This window comes from Embleya sp. NPDC020630 (assembly GCF_044334985.1).
GTDB lineage: Bacteria > Actinomycetota > Actinomycetes > Streptomycetales > Streptomycetaceae > Embleya.
This window is the reverse complement of record NZ_JBIRUB010000005.1, coordinates 524,736-540,103: the sequence shown is the minus strand read 5'-3', so window position 1 is coordinate 540,103 and position 15,368 is coordinate 524,736. Positions and strand designations below refer to the sequence as shown.

Genomic DNA, 15,368 nt, shown 5'->3' with positions numbered 1-15,368 from the left:
GCTCCTCGGGTTCCGGGTTGGAGGTGGTTGACGTCACGGATCTAAGTCGGCGAACCGTGGCCAGCGGTTGTCATGGGGTGTCAACTCCGCGACCGGACGCGGCGGAGACGTCGAACTGACCGGTCACGGCAGCGGTGATGAGGGCTTGGCGGCGCTCGGAGAGCAGGGAGAGCTGGCGAGATAGCGTTTGGCGCACACGCTCGACATTCCCACGAAGCCTTTCATACTCGCTCACGATCATGCGTTGTTGCGTGATGTTACGGACTGGCACCGGGAAGTCCAGAACCTTCGAACTGCTGGTAGTGGCGATCCCGACCTGTGTGGAGGTGAAGCGGAAATAGTGGCGGCCGTGGACGGTTGCCAGCAAGGCCGACAAATAAGCAGGAACGAGCGCATCCTCATCAACTCGAATTGCGAAGACATGGTTCTGGTGAATCATTCCACTGATTTCACCATTCCACACCGCACCTCGGCCCAGATTATCCGGGTTCCCATTCGCCTCGGTCATGACCACATCTCCGACTCGGAGGGTTGACCGACGAGCCATGGCGACAGGAATCACGATGGTTTTTACCTCGGAGAGGTCAAGCCATTCACCTTGGACGTTTGCCACGCGAAGGTAGGGATATTCAGTATCATCGTGACCGCGTGCACGAGCGCCATGAACCGTCACGCCTGATTGAACACGAGCCAGGTAACCCAGCCGTGCGATGGACACGGATGCGGGCAGCCAAGGCCAGGACCTGTTACGTTCATTCGCGGAACAAATTTCTGGAATTATGAGCTCGGAAATGGCGGTCGTGTATCGCTCTTCGAGCTGGAAGACCTGCCGTTGGCGTAGGTATCCGAGCTGGTCGATGCGTGCGGTCTCGGCGTCGAGGAAGTCCACGATGCGGCGCTGCTCATCTACTCGTGGCGTTGGCAGCTGAATCTCGCGTGCTACATCGAGGTTGATGCGAGTGCGAGTTGAGCCACGAGTCAACGTACGCACTTGGCCAGATACGAAAGATGAGCTGAGGGCCCAGGCCGCATATCGATGGGACATTTGTTCTTCGTCAAGCCGGGCGCGGAAGCAGTCTGCCTTCACAATCGCCGGTCCCAGGTCGGAGGGTGCTACGCACGCTCGCCCGACAGGATGATTGGTGTCACCAAGCCCGGCGATGATCAAGTCTCCGGGCTTCACCTCGTGCTGTCGCAGGTCTTGGAAATGTTCCAAAGAAATATAGGCGGCATCTTCTCCCTTGAAGCGAGCGGCACCGACGTTCCCTAGCCGAATTACACGAGCACCTTCTGCGGTATAGTGACTACTGCTCAAGGAGCTGCCGAATGGGCCATCAGTGATTTCTCGAATGAAGCGCCTCAGTGGGAGCCGCTGATAGGCGATTTCCATGGTGGTCATGACGTCACCTCACCCAGCAGCGCCTGGATCTCGGCCTCGAGGAGCTTGAGTTCCTTGTCGATTTCCGCCAGCGGTCGCGGTGGTTCGTACACGTAGAAGTGCCGTGTGAACGGGATCTCGTAGCCGACCTTGAAACGCTCGGTCAGTTTCGTCTTCGGGTTCTTGGACTCGGCGATCCAGGCGTCCTTGACATGCGGGACGATCTCTTCCGCGAGGTAGTCGTCGATGTCTTGGTCCATCGGTACGTTCTCGGCGTCGCGCAGATCGGGGTCGTGTTCGGGCTGCCTGGCCTTCGCGTACTGGATCTCGCCCTTCGGGTCACGTACACCCACCGCGTCACGGAGAGCCTTCTGGAAAGCCGCACCGGATGGCCAGATAAGGCCAGCCGCGGCGACGGCCTTGTGTAGGGCGTCCCACGCATCGGACTTGGCTGGCCAGACTTCCCCGATCAGAGGATGAAGCGCCGCCACGAACTGGGCCTGACGCTTGGCGACTTCCTCCTCCGACATCTTCTTTTCGCCGAGCACTTTTTGGAGTGCTGCGGAAGCCGCCAGTTCCGTCAGAGTGTCCTCGGTGACCTCGAAGCGGAGCTTCAGCGGGCGGTCGACGGTGATGCGCTGGTAGCCGTACTCCTCGTTGCGGAGGATCTTGACCATGGCGTGCTGCGGGTGGTTCTCGTCCGCCGCGATCTGCTCGGCATCGCGGTAGATGGTGCAGATGCCGGCGATCTGCTCTTCCGAGATCTCTTTGCGCTTTTCACCGAGGGACTTCCGCTTCTTCACCCACTCCCCACGCGCGTCGATCATGACGACCTTGCCCTTGCGGTGCTTGGGCTTGCGGTTGCTGAGGATCCAGACGTATGTGGAGATACCGGTGTTGTAGAAGAGCTGGTCCGGGAGGCCGACAATGGTCTCCAAGTAGTCGTTTTCCAGAATCCAGCGACGGATCTCCGATTCACCCGACCCCGCGCCTCCCGTGAAGAGCGGCGAGCCGTTGAAGACGATGGCGATGCGCGAGCCACCGATTTCCTTGCCGTGCTCGTCCTTCTTCAGCGGCTGCATCTTGTGGAGCATGTGCTGAAGGAAGAGGAACGAGCCGTCGTTGATCCGGGGAAGGCCGGCACCGAAGCGCCCGTCGAAGCCACGGTCGTCGTGCTCTTCGCGGACCGTCTTCTCCGACTTCTTCCACTCCACGCCGAAGGGTGGATTGGCCAGCATGTAGCTGAACTTGCGGTCCTCGTGCCAGTCGCGGGTGAAGGTGTTGCCGAAACGGATGTTCCCGGCCTCGTGACCCTTGAGGAGCATGTCGGAGCGACAGATCGCGTACGACTCGGCGTTGATCTCCTGCCCGAACAGGTTCACGCGGGCACCTGGCTTGAGGTCCCTGATGTGTTCCTCGGCGGCGGCGAGCATGCCGCCGGTGCCGCATGCCGGGTCCAGGATGTCGATGACCGCGCCGGGCCTGCGGATCAGTTCCTCGTCGGGACCCAGAAGCAGTTCGACCATCAGCTTGATGACCTCGCGTGGGGTGAAGTGCTCACCCGCCGTCTCGTTGGAGGCGTCCGCAAACTTACGGATCAGTTCCTCGAAGACGTAACCCATGTCGTGGTTGCTGACCTTGCTCGGGCTGAGGTCCATCGCCGCGAACGCCTGGATCACCAGGTAGAGCAGGTCGGCATCCTTGAGGCGTTCGATCTGAATATGGAAGTCGTACCGGTCGATGATCTCCGTGACTTCGGGAGAGAAGCCGCGGATGTAGTCCTTGAGGTTGGCGTAGACGTTCTTGTCGTCACTACCGATGGTCTTGAAGCTTTGTCGCGAGGTGTTGAAGAACGGGAGCCCCGAGACGCCAATCAAGAGCGCGTCCTTGCGCTCACCCGCGAACGAGTCATTTCGCGCCCATACCGCCTCGCGTGTGCCCTTTTCCTCCATCACGCAGTCGAAGCGACGCAGTACGGTGAGCGGCAGGATGACCTTGGCGTACTCCGAGCGTTTGTAGTCGCCCCGCAACAGGTCGGCCACCGACCAGATGAAGTCGGCAAGTTCCTGGTTGGTGTTGCTCACTCGGCACCTTCTCGTGTCGCGTCTTGTGGTGTTACGTCATGTGGGGTCCCCGCCGGCGCGAGGGCGCCGTTGGTCAGTCCGTCGTATGCCAGGCGGGTGGCTTGATCGCCCATTTTGGCAAGTTCCTTCAGCCTTCGCTCGAACTCACCCAAGTTCCGGAAGGCCGCCCCGTACCTGCGCTGCTGCTCGATGCCCATCTGGGGCAGTTGGGCCCCGCGCAGGTCCGCTCGGTGGGTGCCCGTGGCAGAGGTATTGCGGCGGATGTTGCCCGCGCTACGGAGGAATCCCTGCAGGTAGTCCGTGTCCAGCTGATCACTGGTGGAAGCCAGCCGGCCTTCCTCCGTGCGTACCAAACCTGCCCGGAGTAGATCGCCGACGCCCACCGGGGTGATCTCGTCCACGGAACCCACTCCGAGTCCGGGCGGCAACGGAGGTAGCAGCTCGGCCAGCTCGCGCAGTTGGTGTTCCAGGGTGATGCGGAGAGCCGTGTACTCGGTTGGGTAGTCGGGCTGGGCCGGCGTCACGTACAAGGATGGACTGAGGTCCACGTCTTCGCGGATCAAGTCGATCAGCGGCACATCGGCGACCTGGTCCGGAAGCGGTTCCAGTGGGCCGTCCGGATCGTTCGCCGTGAGGTCGATCATGCGTACGGTCTGCACCTCCTCGCCCGGCGACGCCGGACGGCGGAGTTCCCACAGCAGGATCGGCAGATTGTGGCTGGTCGCCATGCCTGACGGAAGAGCCGTCACCGCGGTGAGTGCTCCTCGGCGTACCAGCTCCGCCCGGATCCGGCGGCCACTCTTGCGGTATGCGGCAGACGGCGCGAGTGCGATGAGGGTGCGGCCTCCGGGGGCGGTGTGGAAGTAACACTGCTGGAGCCAGGCCAGGTCGCTCTCTGCGCGGGGTGGTGCGCCCAGTTCCCATCGGGCGTCGAGCAGTAGTTCCTCACGGCCCCAGTCGTTCTGCCCCAAAGGCGGTTCACAGACGACGAGTTGGGCCCGTAGATCGGGGTGCCGGTCGTCCCGGAGTGAGTCGCCGGCTTCAAGGTCGGCCGGGAGGGCACCACTGAGCTGAGTTCTCAGCCGGGCCAGCCGAAGCAGGCCAGTGTTGAGCTCTTGCCCAGCCCGCCGGGTTGCCTCCCCTCCCGCGACCGCCAACAGGAGTGATCCGGCCCCGCAAGCCGGGTCGTAGATCAAGCCCTCGGTTGGTCCGGTGAAGTGCGTGAAGGCGCGGATGAGGCGCGGGGAGGAGGCCGCCTGCGCGCCGCTCCGGCCGGCCGAGGCAATGAAACGGGCGATCAGGTCCTCGAAGAGTTGCGGCGCGGTGCGCTCGGCGGCCAATTGGTCGACGGACTGCTGAAGGTCGGCCCGGAGTACCCCAGTGGCTTTCCGGGCCAGGTGTGAGCCGACATCCACAAGGGCGGCCGTCATGTCGTCGCTGTACGTGGCACGAAGGGACTGCCAGAGGGTGACCTCCTGTGAGGGTCCTCGCCCCTTACGTTGTCCGGCCAGCCAGGTCTCGATCTCGGCGAGGGAGAAGAGCGGGCCTGCCGCTGTCCCACCCGCAGGCGAGGGGAAATCGTCGTGTCGGCGTCGCCAGTTGGCGACAGCTGCACGGGTGACGCCGGCAAGCCGTGCGATCTGTGCCGCCGTGACGACGGGCGCTGAAGCGGGACCTTCTTCCTCCATGCGGGTAAGAGTACACGCATCACCTGTGTCTATGGAATCCGTTAGCGCGTTGACGATGCTAACGCGATGCTGTCAGTCTCATGTCGATAGTCGCGGTGAGCATGTGTTCTGGGCTCCGGCGGCGATCTCCCATCCCACTGCCATGGAAGGGCCTCACAATGACCATCACCATGCCGACCACGACCGTCGAGGGAATCCAGCTCACGGTCATCCCCTTCCGCCCGGATGCGGTGATCGGGACGATGGGGCCGCCGACGCTCCTCCAGCTCGTCCCCTCGCCCCGGGCGGAGGAGGACAAGCGGGCCCTGAAGTACGCCTCCGGCGCGGTGCGTCGGCACGCCGAGGTGCGCGGGCTCGTGCAGCGGATGCTGAAGGCCTCGCAGAAGGGGCGGAACGTGACCTCGTACGCCTCCTACATCGCCACCGGAATCGGTGGCGGGCACGGGGCGGCCTGGTCGACGCCGCCGATCACGCTGTGGCTGGACGGGCAGCCGGGTGCGGTAAGCGAGGAGCTGATCGCGGGCAGCGGGATCCGTACGATCACCGTGCTGCCGGGGTCGCCGGTCGTGGCCATCGACGGGGAGACGCAGGTCACCGCCTGGCACGAGCTGTTCGACAACCCCGAGCGGTCCGGGACGACGTACGAGAAGCTCAGCAGCGTACGGCTGCCGTTCGAGCTGTACTTCGGGCTCGGCGTCGAGGACGCGCGGCAAATCTTCTACGACCGCAATGTCGAAGGCGTACCGGTCGCGAAGAATCTGGCCATGTCGATGGACCAGCGCGACATCGGCACTCAGCTCGCCCACCGGATCGCCGAGGCGGTGAAGGTCGAGCACGACGGGAAGATCATCTCGTTCAGCAAGCTGGTGCAGGCGCGCAAGCGACAGCTGACGAAAGCCGATCCGGAGGTCGTGACTCTGTCCGCGCTCCGGGTCCTCGTGATCACGACGCTGCACGGGCGAGGGGGCCTCGGGCTCTCCTCCGCGACCATGCACGAGGGCGAGCTGCCCGACGGCGTGAGCGCCGAGCAGGCCGAGCGGGAGGTTGTGCCGCTGCTTTCGCATCTGATCGGCCGGCTCTTCCCGCACTTCGAGGCGCGTGACGCCGTCTCCGCGCCCGCGGTGCTTGCGGGGCTCGGGATCGCCGCCCACCAGGCCACCAGCTGGGCCTTTGGCGGTACTCGGCTGAACGCCGAGGAGCTGCTGAGGTTGGTCGAGCCGGTGCACTTCGAGCGCGAAGCCCAATACTGGGACGGCGTTGCCGCAAGCGCGAACGCAGCCGGAACGCTGAACTTCGGCGGCGGTGCCAAGGACTCCGGCGGGCGGGTCGCCGACGCGCTGCTCGGTCCCGACACCGACTACGGGCGCAGGATCCGTGGCTGGTAGGCCCGCACAGCGCTGATTGCTCGGCAGGATCCCGGGAGCCGGTTCATCGCGACGTGCTGGACGGCCCAGATGCTCACGTGCTTCGAAGGCCCAGGCCGGTTTACGTCGCGGACTGGCCCGACCTCCCGGCCTGGGTACAGCGCGACGCACGTAGTCGTGGGCTTGGAGCCATTCGCGCGTGATGCGGACCAGTTTGGTAAGGCCGAATTTCGCTTCGCTGGGGAGGCTGATTCTCTGTCTGAACGGGCGACCCTTCACCTCGCCATGGACGTGTCGATCCGTTCGACAGCCCCAACGTGGCGCATTGCCTCGCGCCGTAGATCGGTGAGCAGGGCTCTGGCTTTGGCGGCGCCGACATGGAGGGACTTCCGCAGTACCTCGGCAGAGATCGGGCGTTGGTGGGTGGCCCAGTGGCAGGCGTTCTCTTCGCGTGCGCGGATCAGCAGGCGAATATCGAGTGCGTTGTTCCCCATGGCGAGGGCCTCCGGATTGTCGGTTCCATGATCGGCCCGAAGACTCCGAGGGACGACACACGGATTCGGCGAGAGAACGTCGAGCGGCGCCGTGTCGGACTCCGGTGATCGTTGCGGCCGGTCTTCCTGGGGTTTGAGGCATTGGAGCAGGCTGGGACCCACCTCGGCCCACCCGATGAGGAGGAGGGGGTCGACGGCGTCGAACGTCGCCTTGCCGAACTCCCCGGCGATGAGCGGGTCTGCCACGTTGAGGGCGAGCGTGATCAGGCTGGAGAAGATCAACAACCCTCTTGCGCGGCGCAGTTGTTCGCGGGTCGCGCCGTTGAGGGCAAGGTGCCGGACAGCGAGGAGCAGGCCAAGGACGGACGGGTCGACCGCCGGGGCAACGAGCGGAGCCACCCACGCCGTGACGTCCAGGCGGAGCGCGAGCGCCCAGACGTTGCCGAAGCCGAAGCGGAAGGTCAGGCCGATGACGGCGCCCATGATCCAGGTGACGGCGCGGAGGGGTGAAGAAGCCTGGGTATTCGTGGAGGTGCTCATGACCGGTCCCACGGCTCAGTGAGGTTCACACCTGTGGGTGACGCATCGTCGCAGACAACGGCACTACCGTGAGCTGAAAAGACGGGAGCGAAGGATCCGCTCAGGTGGATCGGTTGGGGGTATGGGTCAAGTCCCCCCTCGGACACCGCGAGAGACCCCTGTTGATCAGGGGTATTTCTGCTTTCCGCCCCATGGCGCGACCAACCGGGCCGAGACTTCTCAGGTCGGATCAGCGACCGGAGGCCGAGCCGGGTCCCGCTCGAAGCGGCAAGTGCCTCGGCGCCTTCGAAGCGACGCCTGCCGTAGCGGCTCATGGGTGTAGCCGGGCGAGTAATCGAGCGTTGGCGGAACTATCGGGGAGACGGGGTTGCCGTTGCCTCAACTCGTTTCGCAATGTCCGTGAGCGACCAGTCACCCGCTCGAGTCTCGCCGTCCGAGTACTGTCAACCCTTTAGGTTTCGACCCGATCCGTCGCGCATGCCGAAAACAACCCGCGCTGGAAAGCCGGCTGACTACGTCGGGTGCACGGGATTCTGATCGACCGATGGAGCGCCGGGCGGGACACCGGCCCGGGGCCGGTTGGTCAGAGTTGGGGTGATGGGGGGTTTTCGGAGGGGGGTGGGGTTTGCGCGTGGAAAGTTACGCCGGAGAAGTTGTGGCCCTGGAGGACCGGGCCGTGTTGGGTGCCGCCGGTGATGGTGTTGGTCACCTGGGTGGTGGTGGGTGTCCCGATGAGTGGGGTCAGTTCGTCGAGTAGGGCTTGTAGGTCGGCTGCCGCTGTCGGGTCGGACTGGAGGGCTCGGCGCAGGCGGGTTCGCCATTCGGCTTCGATGTCGGCCGCCACGATGTCGTTGCCCCCTGTGCGGGCCGTGGTCAACTCGCCCTGGGCGGCGTCGAGTTCGTGTTCCGTGGTGGATGGTTCGGAGCCGGTTCTGGTGAAGAAGGCGGTCAGGCGGTTGCGGGCCTGGATCCAGGATTCGGAGACCATCCACCATCGTGGTTGCTCCGGATGCTGCCAGCGTCATCAGTTCGGCTTCCATCGGGCCCCGTCGTCGTTGCCGCTACGTGAGTGATACGCCGTGTACGCATTGTCGCGCACCGGTGGGCCGGTGCGCGGCCGGTCGGGCGAATACGTCGCCGGTCAGCCGGGAGGGGGTTGGGCGCCGCCCTGGAGGCGTTCCAGGTCGGAGGCGCGGACCTGGATGACGAACAGGGCGATCACCGCGGCGACCACCGCGAAGATCGCGGCCACGATGAAGGCCGCGGAGACGCCGCTCGTGAGCACCTGGTCGCTCCACGGCGCGGGCAGCACACCGGTGCGTTCGAACTCGGCCCGCTGCGTCGGGGTGGCCTGGGCGAGGAAGGCCGGGACCTGGTCCTTGGCCTCGTTGCGGTTGGCCGTGCCGAAGACGGTGACCAGGATCGACAACCCGAGCGAACCGCCCACCTGCTGCGTCGCGTTGAGCAGCCCGGAGGCCGCGCCCGAGTCGCGGGCCCGCACACCGGAGACCGCCATCAGCGTCAGCGACACGAACTGCATGCCCATGCCCACCCCGAACACCAGCGTCGGCCCCAGGATGCTCCCCAGGTAGGTGCTGTGCACATCGGTCCGGGTGAGCCAGCCCAGCCCCGCCGCCGCGAGCAGCGCGCCGACGACCATGAACGGCTTGGGCCCGTAGCGCGGCAGCAGCTGCGAGGCGAATCCCGCGCCGACCGCGATCACCGCGCTGATCGGCAGGAACGCGAGCCCGGTCCGGAGCGGGCTGAAGCCCAGCACGTCCTGGACCCACAGGGTCAGGAAGAAGAACATCCCGAAGATCGCCGCCGCCAGACACAACATGATGCCGTACGTACCGGCCCGGTTACGGTCGGCGAACATCTTCAGCGGGGTGATCGGCTGCCTGGAATTGCGCTCGATCGAGATGAACAGCGCGAGCAACACCACGGCCGCCGCGAACGCACCGAGCGTGAACGCGTCGCGCCACCCCTCCTGCGCGGCTCGGATGAAGCCGTACACGAGCGAGCTGATGCCCAGCGTGGAGGTGAGCGCGCCGAGCAGGTCGAAGTGCCCCGGATGGCGCTCGGATTCCCGGATGTAGCGCGGCGTGGCCAGCGCAAGCATCACGCCGATCGGCACGTTGACGAAGAACACCCACCGCCAGTTCAGCCACTCGACCAGGACCCCGCCCGCGAGCAGCCCGATCGCGCCACCACCGGCGGAGACCGCCGCGAACACCCCGAACGCCCGGTTGCGGGCCGGGCCTTCGGGAAACGTGGTGGTGATCAGGGCGAGTGCGGTCGGCGACGCGATGGCGCCGCCGACGCCCTGCAGCGCGCGGGCGGCGAGCAACTCCGGGGCGCTCTGCGCGAGTCCGCCGAGCAGCGAGGCGACCGCGAACAACAACACGCCGAAGATGAACACCCGGCGCCTGCCCAGGATGTCGCCCGCGCGGCCGCCGAGCAGCAGCAGCCCGCCGAAGGTCAGCGTGTACGCGTTGAGCACCCAGGACAGGCCGGTGGTGGAGAAGTCCAACGACCGCTGGATGTGCGGCAGGGCGATGTTCACGATGGTGATGTCCAGGACCACCATCAATTGGCAGGAGGCGATCACCGCGAGCGCCGCGCCGTTGCCGCCGCTTCGCTTCGGTGCGGCGGCGGTCTGCGAGGGTGTCGCGTTCGGATGCGCCATGGTGTGTCCTGCCAGGCGAGGGGCTTGCCGGCCGCGGCGTCGAGCGTCGAGGCGACGCCCGCCTGCGGTGCGGGCCGTACGGAACGGGCCCACTCGTTCGACCGTAAACCCGCACCGGCCGGCCCACCACCGGGCACCGCGCGGGGTCAAAGTGGCGAACCCGCGCGGTGGAATGGGGTCAGGACGTCCTGGGGGTGGCGCGCACGCCCATGTGGAGGTACTGGCTCCCGTCGGCGAGACGGTAGAAGACCACGTTGTCCCACAACGTGGCGCCCTCGCGCTGCCCGACGAACGTGGTCTCGTCGACCGGGGTGAGCGTCAGCTCCACGTCCGGCGAGATGTCGGCCAGCTCGCCGGTGGTCTGGATGAGCATGTGCAGCCGACCGTCCCGGACCGAGACGGTGGTGCGGTTGCCCACCCGCTCGTAGATGCCGGCGTACTGCTCGACGTCCACCTCGACCGGGGTCTGCGGCGGGCCCAGCTGCGGCGACATGGTGATGCCGGCCAGTGTGGCGAACAGCTCGCCGCCGACCGCGCGTTGCAGTGCCGAGGTCTCGCCGCCGTTGGCCAGCAGGCACACCACGGTGCCGGTGTCGGGCACCACCCACAACATCGCCGACTGGCCGATGGTGTTGCCCGCGTGCATGATCACCCGGTGGCCGGACCACTCGTCGAGGATCCACCCGATCCCCCACTGCGGCGCGAGCGTGTACGGGTTCGGCAGGTCCACCTGCGGCTCGGTCATCCCCGTCGGCTCGGCCAGCAGCTCGGTACCCAGGTGCGCGCGGCCGAAGGCGACGACGTCGCTCGCCCGCGCGCAGATCAGGCCGGCCGGCCCCATCGCCCGCGGCAGACCCCACACGGGGGTCGCCTTGCCGTCCTCCACGTGCCCCGTCGCGGCGCTGAAGCGCAGCACGTCCTCGGGCAGCGTCCAGGTGTGGGTCAGGCCCAGGGGCTCGCAGATCTGCTCGCGCAGCGCCGCGTCCCAGGTCTTGCCGGTCAGCCGCTCGATGATCCGGCCGGCGATCACGAAGCCCGTGTTGCAGTAGGAGAAGCTCTCCCCGATGGGGTGGTTCTGGGTCAGGTCCGCGCAGGCCGCGACGTACTTCTCCAGACAGTCGTCGCCGCGCCCGGTGTCCAGGAACAGGTCGCCGTCTATGCCGGAGGTGTGCGTCAGCAGCTGCCGCACCGTCACCGACTTCGTCACCTCGGCGTCGGCGACCTTGAACTCGGGGAGCAGGTCGACGACCGGGGTGTCCAGGGTGAGCCGGCCCTGCTCGGCGAGGAGCATCAGCTGGGTGGCGGTCCAGACCTTGCTCACCGAGCCGATCTGGAACAGCGAGTCGATCGAGACGGGCGTACCGGTGTCCCTGTTGAGCACACCGGCGGCGAAGCTGTGCACCTCGCCGCCATGCCAGAACGCGAGGCTCGCACCCGGCACGTCGTATTCGGCGATGAGCTCGGCGAGGCGGGCGTTCCAGTGCGCGGTGTCGACGACGGTTCCGGTCATGGGGCCTTCTTTCACGGGAGTCCGGAGGCGTACGGGCACGCTACGCGGACGGCGCCCCGCTGCTGATGGCCGCGACGACGAACCCGAGCGCCGGTGTTCGTGCGAACGCACAATCAGCGGGCGCGGTCGCCCTGCCCCGCCCGAACCAGGCCGGATTCGTACGCCACGACCACCGCCTGGGCCCGGTCCCGCACATCGAGCTTGGTCAGCAGGTCCGCCTCCCGCCGCTCCAGACCGGCCGGCTCCACCCGCATCGCCGCGGCGATCTCGCCATCGGCCTTGCCGGTCGCGAACAGGCGCAGCAGCGCCACCTCGGCCGGACTGAGCCGGGCCAGCCGCTCGGGCTCGGACGCGGGGCCGACACCCGCCGGCGGCGTCGGCACCGGCTCCGGCTCCGGCTCCGGCCCCTCCCCCGCCAGCGGCAACATCGCCGCGACCCGGAATCCGCCGTCGGCGACTCGCCCCGCCTCGAACGACCCGCCGTGCACGGCCACCCGCTCACGCATCCCGACCAGCCCGTGCCCACCACCGGTCATCGCATAGTCCCCGACGACCACCTCGCCGCCCCCGTCGTCGCGGATCTCCACGGCCACCGCCCCCGGCAGGTACTCCAGCCGCACCGTCGCCGTCGCCCCGTCCCCCGCGTGCTTGCGGGCGTTGGTCAGCGCCTCCTGGGTGATCCGGTACACCGCCAGCCCCACCGGCAACGGCAGCACGCGCGGCGCGCCCAGCACGCGCAGCTCGGTGGGCAGCCCGGCCAGGCAGGATTCGGCGATCAGCCGGGCCAGGTCGTCCACACCGGGCTGCGGGGCCACCGAGGCCGCCTGGTCCGGGTCGTGGTCGCTGCGCAGTACACCGAGCAACTGCCGCATCTCGCCGAGCGCGACCCGGCCGGACGCCTCCAGGGTGAGCAGCGCGGCGCGGGCCGCCTCCGGGTCGCGGTCCAGGCTGGCCCGGGCGCCGCCGGACATCAGGTGCATCGTGGTGATGTGGTGCGCCACGATGTCGTGCAGTTCGCGGGCGATCCGGCGGCGCTCGTCGGACAGCGCCCGGTCGGCCAGCAGCGCGCGGTTGACCTCGATCTGCCCCTGCCAGTTCCGTACCGCCACGCTGACCCCGAGCACGAGCAGGACCGCGACGAAGTCGCCGCTGAACAGCCAGAGGAAGGACTCCGGGGCGTTGGGATATCCCGTCGCCTGGGCCGCGAGCGTGGCCAGCGCCGCGAGCACCATCGTCCGGGTCCGACCGGCCAGGCCGACCGTGTACAACGCCACGGCCAGCGCGATACCGAAGCGTTGCGGCATCGCCAGGAGCAGGTTGAGCGCCACCGCCAGAGTCAGCACGAACGACAACACGCCGATCGGCGACCGACGGCGCACGAGCAGGCTCGCGGCCGACAGGAGCATGAACAGCGTGCCGACGACCCCCTCTCCCGGTCCGGCGGAGGGAAGGGTGATGAAGAACCCGAAGGTGTCCACGGCCGCCGCCACCAGGCAGATCACGAGGTCGGCCCGGGTGACGCCGAGGAATGTCCACCGGCCGGGGGGCGCCCCCGGGGTCGATGTCGTGCCTGCGAGGTCACGCCCGGTGACGGCCCTGCCGAGCGCGGCCCAGGACTCGGGGCCGAAGCCCATCCGGGGTCTCCTTCCATGGGGAACGGCGTGCCAGTATTCCATCGTGGCGGAATAGTCACGAATCGCCGCAATAGACACCCAATGGGTGCAGCGCGCGGATCCTCATGGGTATGCCCTGGTCGGCCCGGACCCGCGAGATGCGGGTCCGGGCCGACCAGGGCTCGCGGAAGACTCGCGGATCAGGCCCCCGCCGCCGCGCTGCCCGCCCCCAGGGGCGCGTCGGCGAACGCCCCCGACAGCAGGTGTCCGGCACCCGGCGCGAAGGCTGGCAGGTCGAGGGCGCGGAGCATCTGGTGCACCGTGCACACCGCCGCCGAGACGACCGGCTTGCCCAGGCGCTGTTCGGCGTCCTCGATCGCGGCCAGAGACGGCATCTGTACGCACGCCGACAACACCACCGCGTCCGCGTCGGCATGTTCGAGCCGGTCCGCGATGTCGGGCAGGCGCAACGGGTCGTGCGCGGCCACGTCGAGGTTGTCGGGGATCTCCAGTGCCTCGAAGTCCAGCACCTCGATCCCCTCGTGCCCGAGGTACTCCACCACCGTGCGGGTCAGCGGCAGCATGTACGGCGCGACCAGCGCGACCTTGCGCGCGCCGATGGTGTGCAGCCCGTGCACGAGGGCGCCGGCGCTGGTGACCACGGGCGCGGGCGCGCCGTTGTCGACGGTACGGCCGTGCAGGCGCTCCTCGGAGACCCGGTGGTAGCCGAGTCCCATGCTCATGATCGCCACCAGGCACGCGTAGCCGAGCACGTCCACCCGCGCGTCGGACAGTTCGACGGCGCACCGGTCGGAGTCGGCGTCCATCGCGGCCAGTTGCTCGGGGGTGACGTGGGTCATCCGCATCCGGCTGGAGTGGAACGTGAAGCGCTCCGGGGCGACCGTCTCGCGGGCCCGCAGGATCGCGGGCACCTCGGTTTCCATCGTGACATTGGAACTCGGCACGATCTGGCCGACGCGGTAGGGGTGTTGACGCACGGGAAGGGCCTCCTGCTGGTGCCGGGAAAGCCGGTGCCGGGCATTCCGGCGCCGAAAAAAGGAGCGGGCTGGGCGAGTTCGCGTCAGCGGGCGTCGATCACCGGGTTGCTCAGCGTGCCGATGCGCTCGACGGTCGCCTCGACCACGTCGCCCGGCCGCAGGTATTGCGGCGGAACCTGGGCCGCGCCGACCCCGGACGGCGAGCCGGTGGAGATCACGTCGCCGGGCTCCAGGGTCATCCCGGAGGAGATGTCGGCGATCAGTCGGGGGATGTCGAACAACATGTGCCGGGTGTTGGACTTCTGCTTGACGTCGCCGTTGACCCGCAGCGACAGGTCGAGGTTCTGGGCGTCGGGGATCTCGTCGGCGGTGACCACGGCCGGGCCGAACGGGGCGTAGGAGTCCTGGCCCTTGGAGAAGAACCACTGCCCGGAGCGGCGCTGGTCCCGGGCGCTGATGTCGTTCATGATGCTGTAGCCGAACACGTGGTCCCACGCGTCGGCCTCGCTCACCTTGTAGGCGGTTCGGCCGATCACCACGGCGAGTTCGCATTCCCAGTCGAGCTGTGCGGTCAGGTCCGCGTTGTGCAGGATCGGCGCGCCGGGTCCGGTCACCGCGGTGGCGGGCTTCCCGAACAGCACCGGACGGTCCGGGAGTTCCTTCGCGGTGTCGAGGGTGCGGCTGGACTCGGCCACGTGCTCGACGTAGTTGAGCCCGATGCCGATGATCTTCCCGGGGCGCAGCGGCGCGAGCAGCCGCACCTCGCCGGCGGCGTGCACGGTGCCGGCCGGGCGGTCGGCGGGCGCGCCGGCGAGCAGTTCGCGCGCGGTATCGAGCGCGTCGGCGCCCGCCCGGACGAACGACAGCAGGTCGCCGGGGAGTTCGACGCCGGCGGCGGCGGCCAGGGCGGCCAGGTCCGTCACGTGCGCGCCGTCCTCGGCGCCCAGGCGGGGCGACGAGTCGCCGACGGTGTAGGTGACCAGGCGCATGGGGTGTCCTCACTGTCTTGC

The 15,368-nt window shown here is 67.6% G+C and carries 11 protein-coding genes; 1 reads left to right on the top strand and 10 read right to left on the bottom strand.

Going from position 1 to position 15,368, the window contains the following annotated elements; translation table 11 throughout:
- Positions 1–70: 70 nt before the first annotated feature.
- Genes ACH4XV_RS21020 through ACH4XV_RS21010 form a run of 3 tightly spaced genes read right to left on the bottom strand, consistent with a single transcriptional unit; the run spans position 71 to position 5,150 of the window.
- Positions 71–1,399, bottom strand: a complete 1,329-nt coding sequence (locus ACH4XV_RS21020) for a hypothetical protein (RefSeq protein ID WP_395791874.1) — start codon at positions 1,397–1,399, stop codon at positions 71–73.
- Positions 1,396–3,462 (bottom strand): N-6 DNA methylase, encoded by a 2,067-nt coding sequence (locus ACH4XV_RS21015; RefSeq protein ID WP_395791872.1) that lies wholly within the window; start codon positions 3,460–3,462, stop codon positions 1,396–1,398. Before ACH4XV_RS21015 ends, ACH4XV_RS21020 begins: the two co-directional genes overlap by 4 nt.
- Entirely contained in the window at positions 3,459–5,150 is a 1,692-nt protein-coding gene (locus ACH4XV_RS21010) for an N-6 DNA methylase (RefSeq protein WP_395791870.1), read from the bottom strand. Before ACH4XV_RS21010 ends, ACH4XV_RS21015 begins: the two co-directional genes overlap by 4 nt.
- Positions 5,151–5,308: 158 nt before the next feature.
- On the opposite strand from ACH4XV_RS21010, the gene ACH4XV_RS21005 reads away from it, so the two are divergent.
- Entirely contained in the window at positions 5,309–6,535 is a 1,227-nt protein-coding gene (locus ACH4XV_RS21005; protein ID WP_395791868.1) for a DNA sulfur modification protein DndB, read from the top strand.
- A gap of 254 nt (positions 6,536–6,789) precedes the next feature.
- Here ACH4XV_RS21005 and ACH4XV_RS21000 read toward each other — a convergent pair whose 3' ends face one another.
- The 7 genes from ACH4XV_RS21000 to ACH4XV_RS20970 form a co-directional block, all read right to left on the bottom strand.
- Entirely contained in the window at positions 6,790–7,548 is a 759-nt protein-coding gene (locus ACH4XV_RS21000) for a SpdA protein (protein ID WP_395791866.1), read from the bottom strand.
- 583 nt (positions 7,549–8,131) lie between these two features.
- On the bottom strand, positions 8,132–8,536 hold the full coding sequence (locus tag ACH4XV_RS20995) for a hypothetical protein (RefSeq protein WP_395791864.1): 405 nt from the start codon (positions 8,534–8,536) through the stop codon (positions 8,132–8,134).
- Between the two features lie 153 nt (positions 8,537–8,689).
- Positions 8,690–10,237 carry an MFS transporter gene (locus ACH4XV_RS20990; RefSeq protein WP_395791862.1) on the bottom strand — a complete coding sequence of 516 codons (1,548 nt, stop codon included), beginning with the start codon at positions 10,235–10,237 and terminating at the stop codon, positions 8,690–8,692.
- Positions 10,238–10,415: 178 nt separating this feature from the next.
- Positions 10,416–11,747: a serine hydrolase domain-containing protein gene (locus ACH4XV_RS20985; RefSeq protein WP_395791860.1), complete on the bottom strand. Its 1,332-nt coding sequence runs from the start codon at positions 11,745–11,747 to the stop codon at positions 10,416–10,418.
- 113 nt (positions 11,748–11,860) lie between these two features.
- The gene (locus ACH4XV_RS20980; protein ID WP_395791858.1) at positions 11,861–13,381 is read right to left on the bottom strand and encodes a histidine kinase; all 1,521 of its coding nucleotides are present in this window, start codon (positions 13,379–13,381) and stop codon (positions 11,861–11,863) included.
- Positions 13,382–13,560: 179 nt separating this feature from the next.
- Complete coding sequence (locus ACH4XV_RS20975; protein ID WP_395791856.1) at positions 13,561–14,304, bottom strand: Asp/Glu racemase; 744 nt, start codon at positions 14,302–14,304, stop codon at positions 13,561–13,563.
- Positions 14,305–14,441: 137 nt separating this feature from the next.
- Positions 14,442–15,347 carry a fumarylacetoacetate hydrolase family protein gene (locus ACH4XV_RS20970; protein WP_395791854.1) on the bottom strand — a complete coding sequence of 302 codons (906 nt, stop codon included), beginning with the start codon at positions 15,345–15,347 and terminating at the stop codon, positions 14,442–14,444.
- Positions 15,348–15,368: the final 21 nt, after the last annotated feature.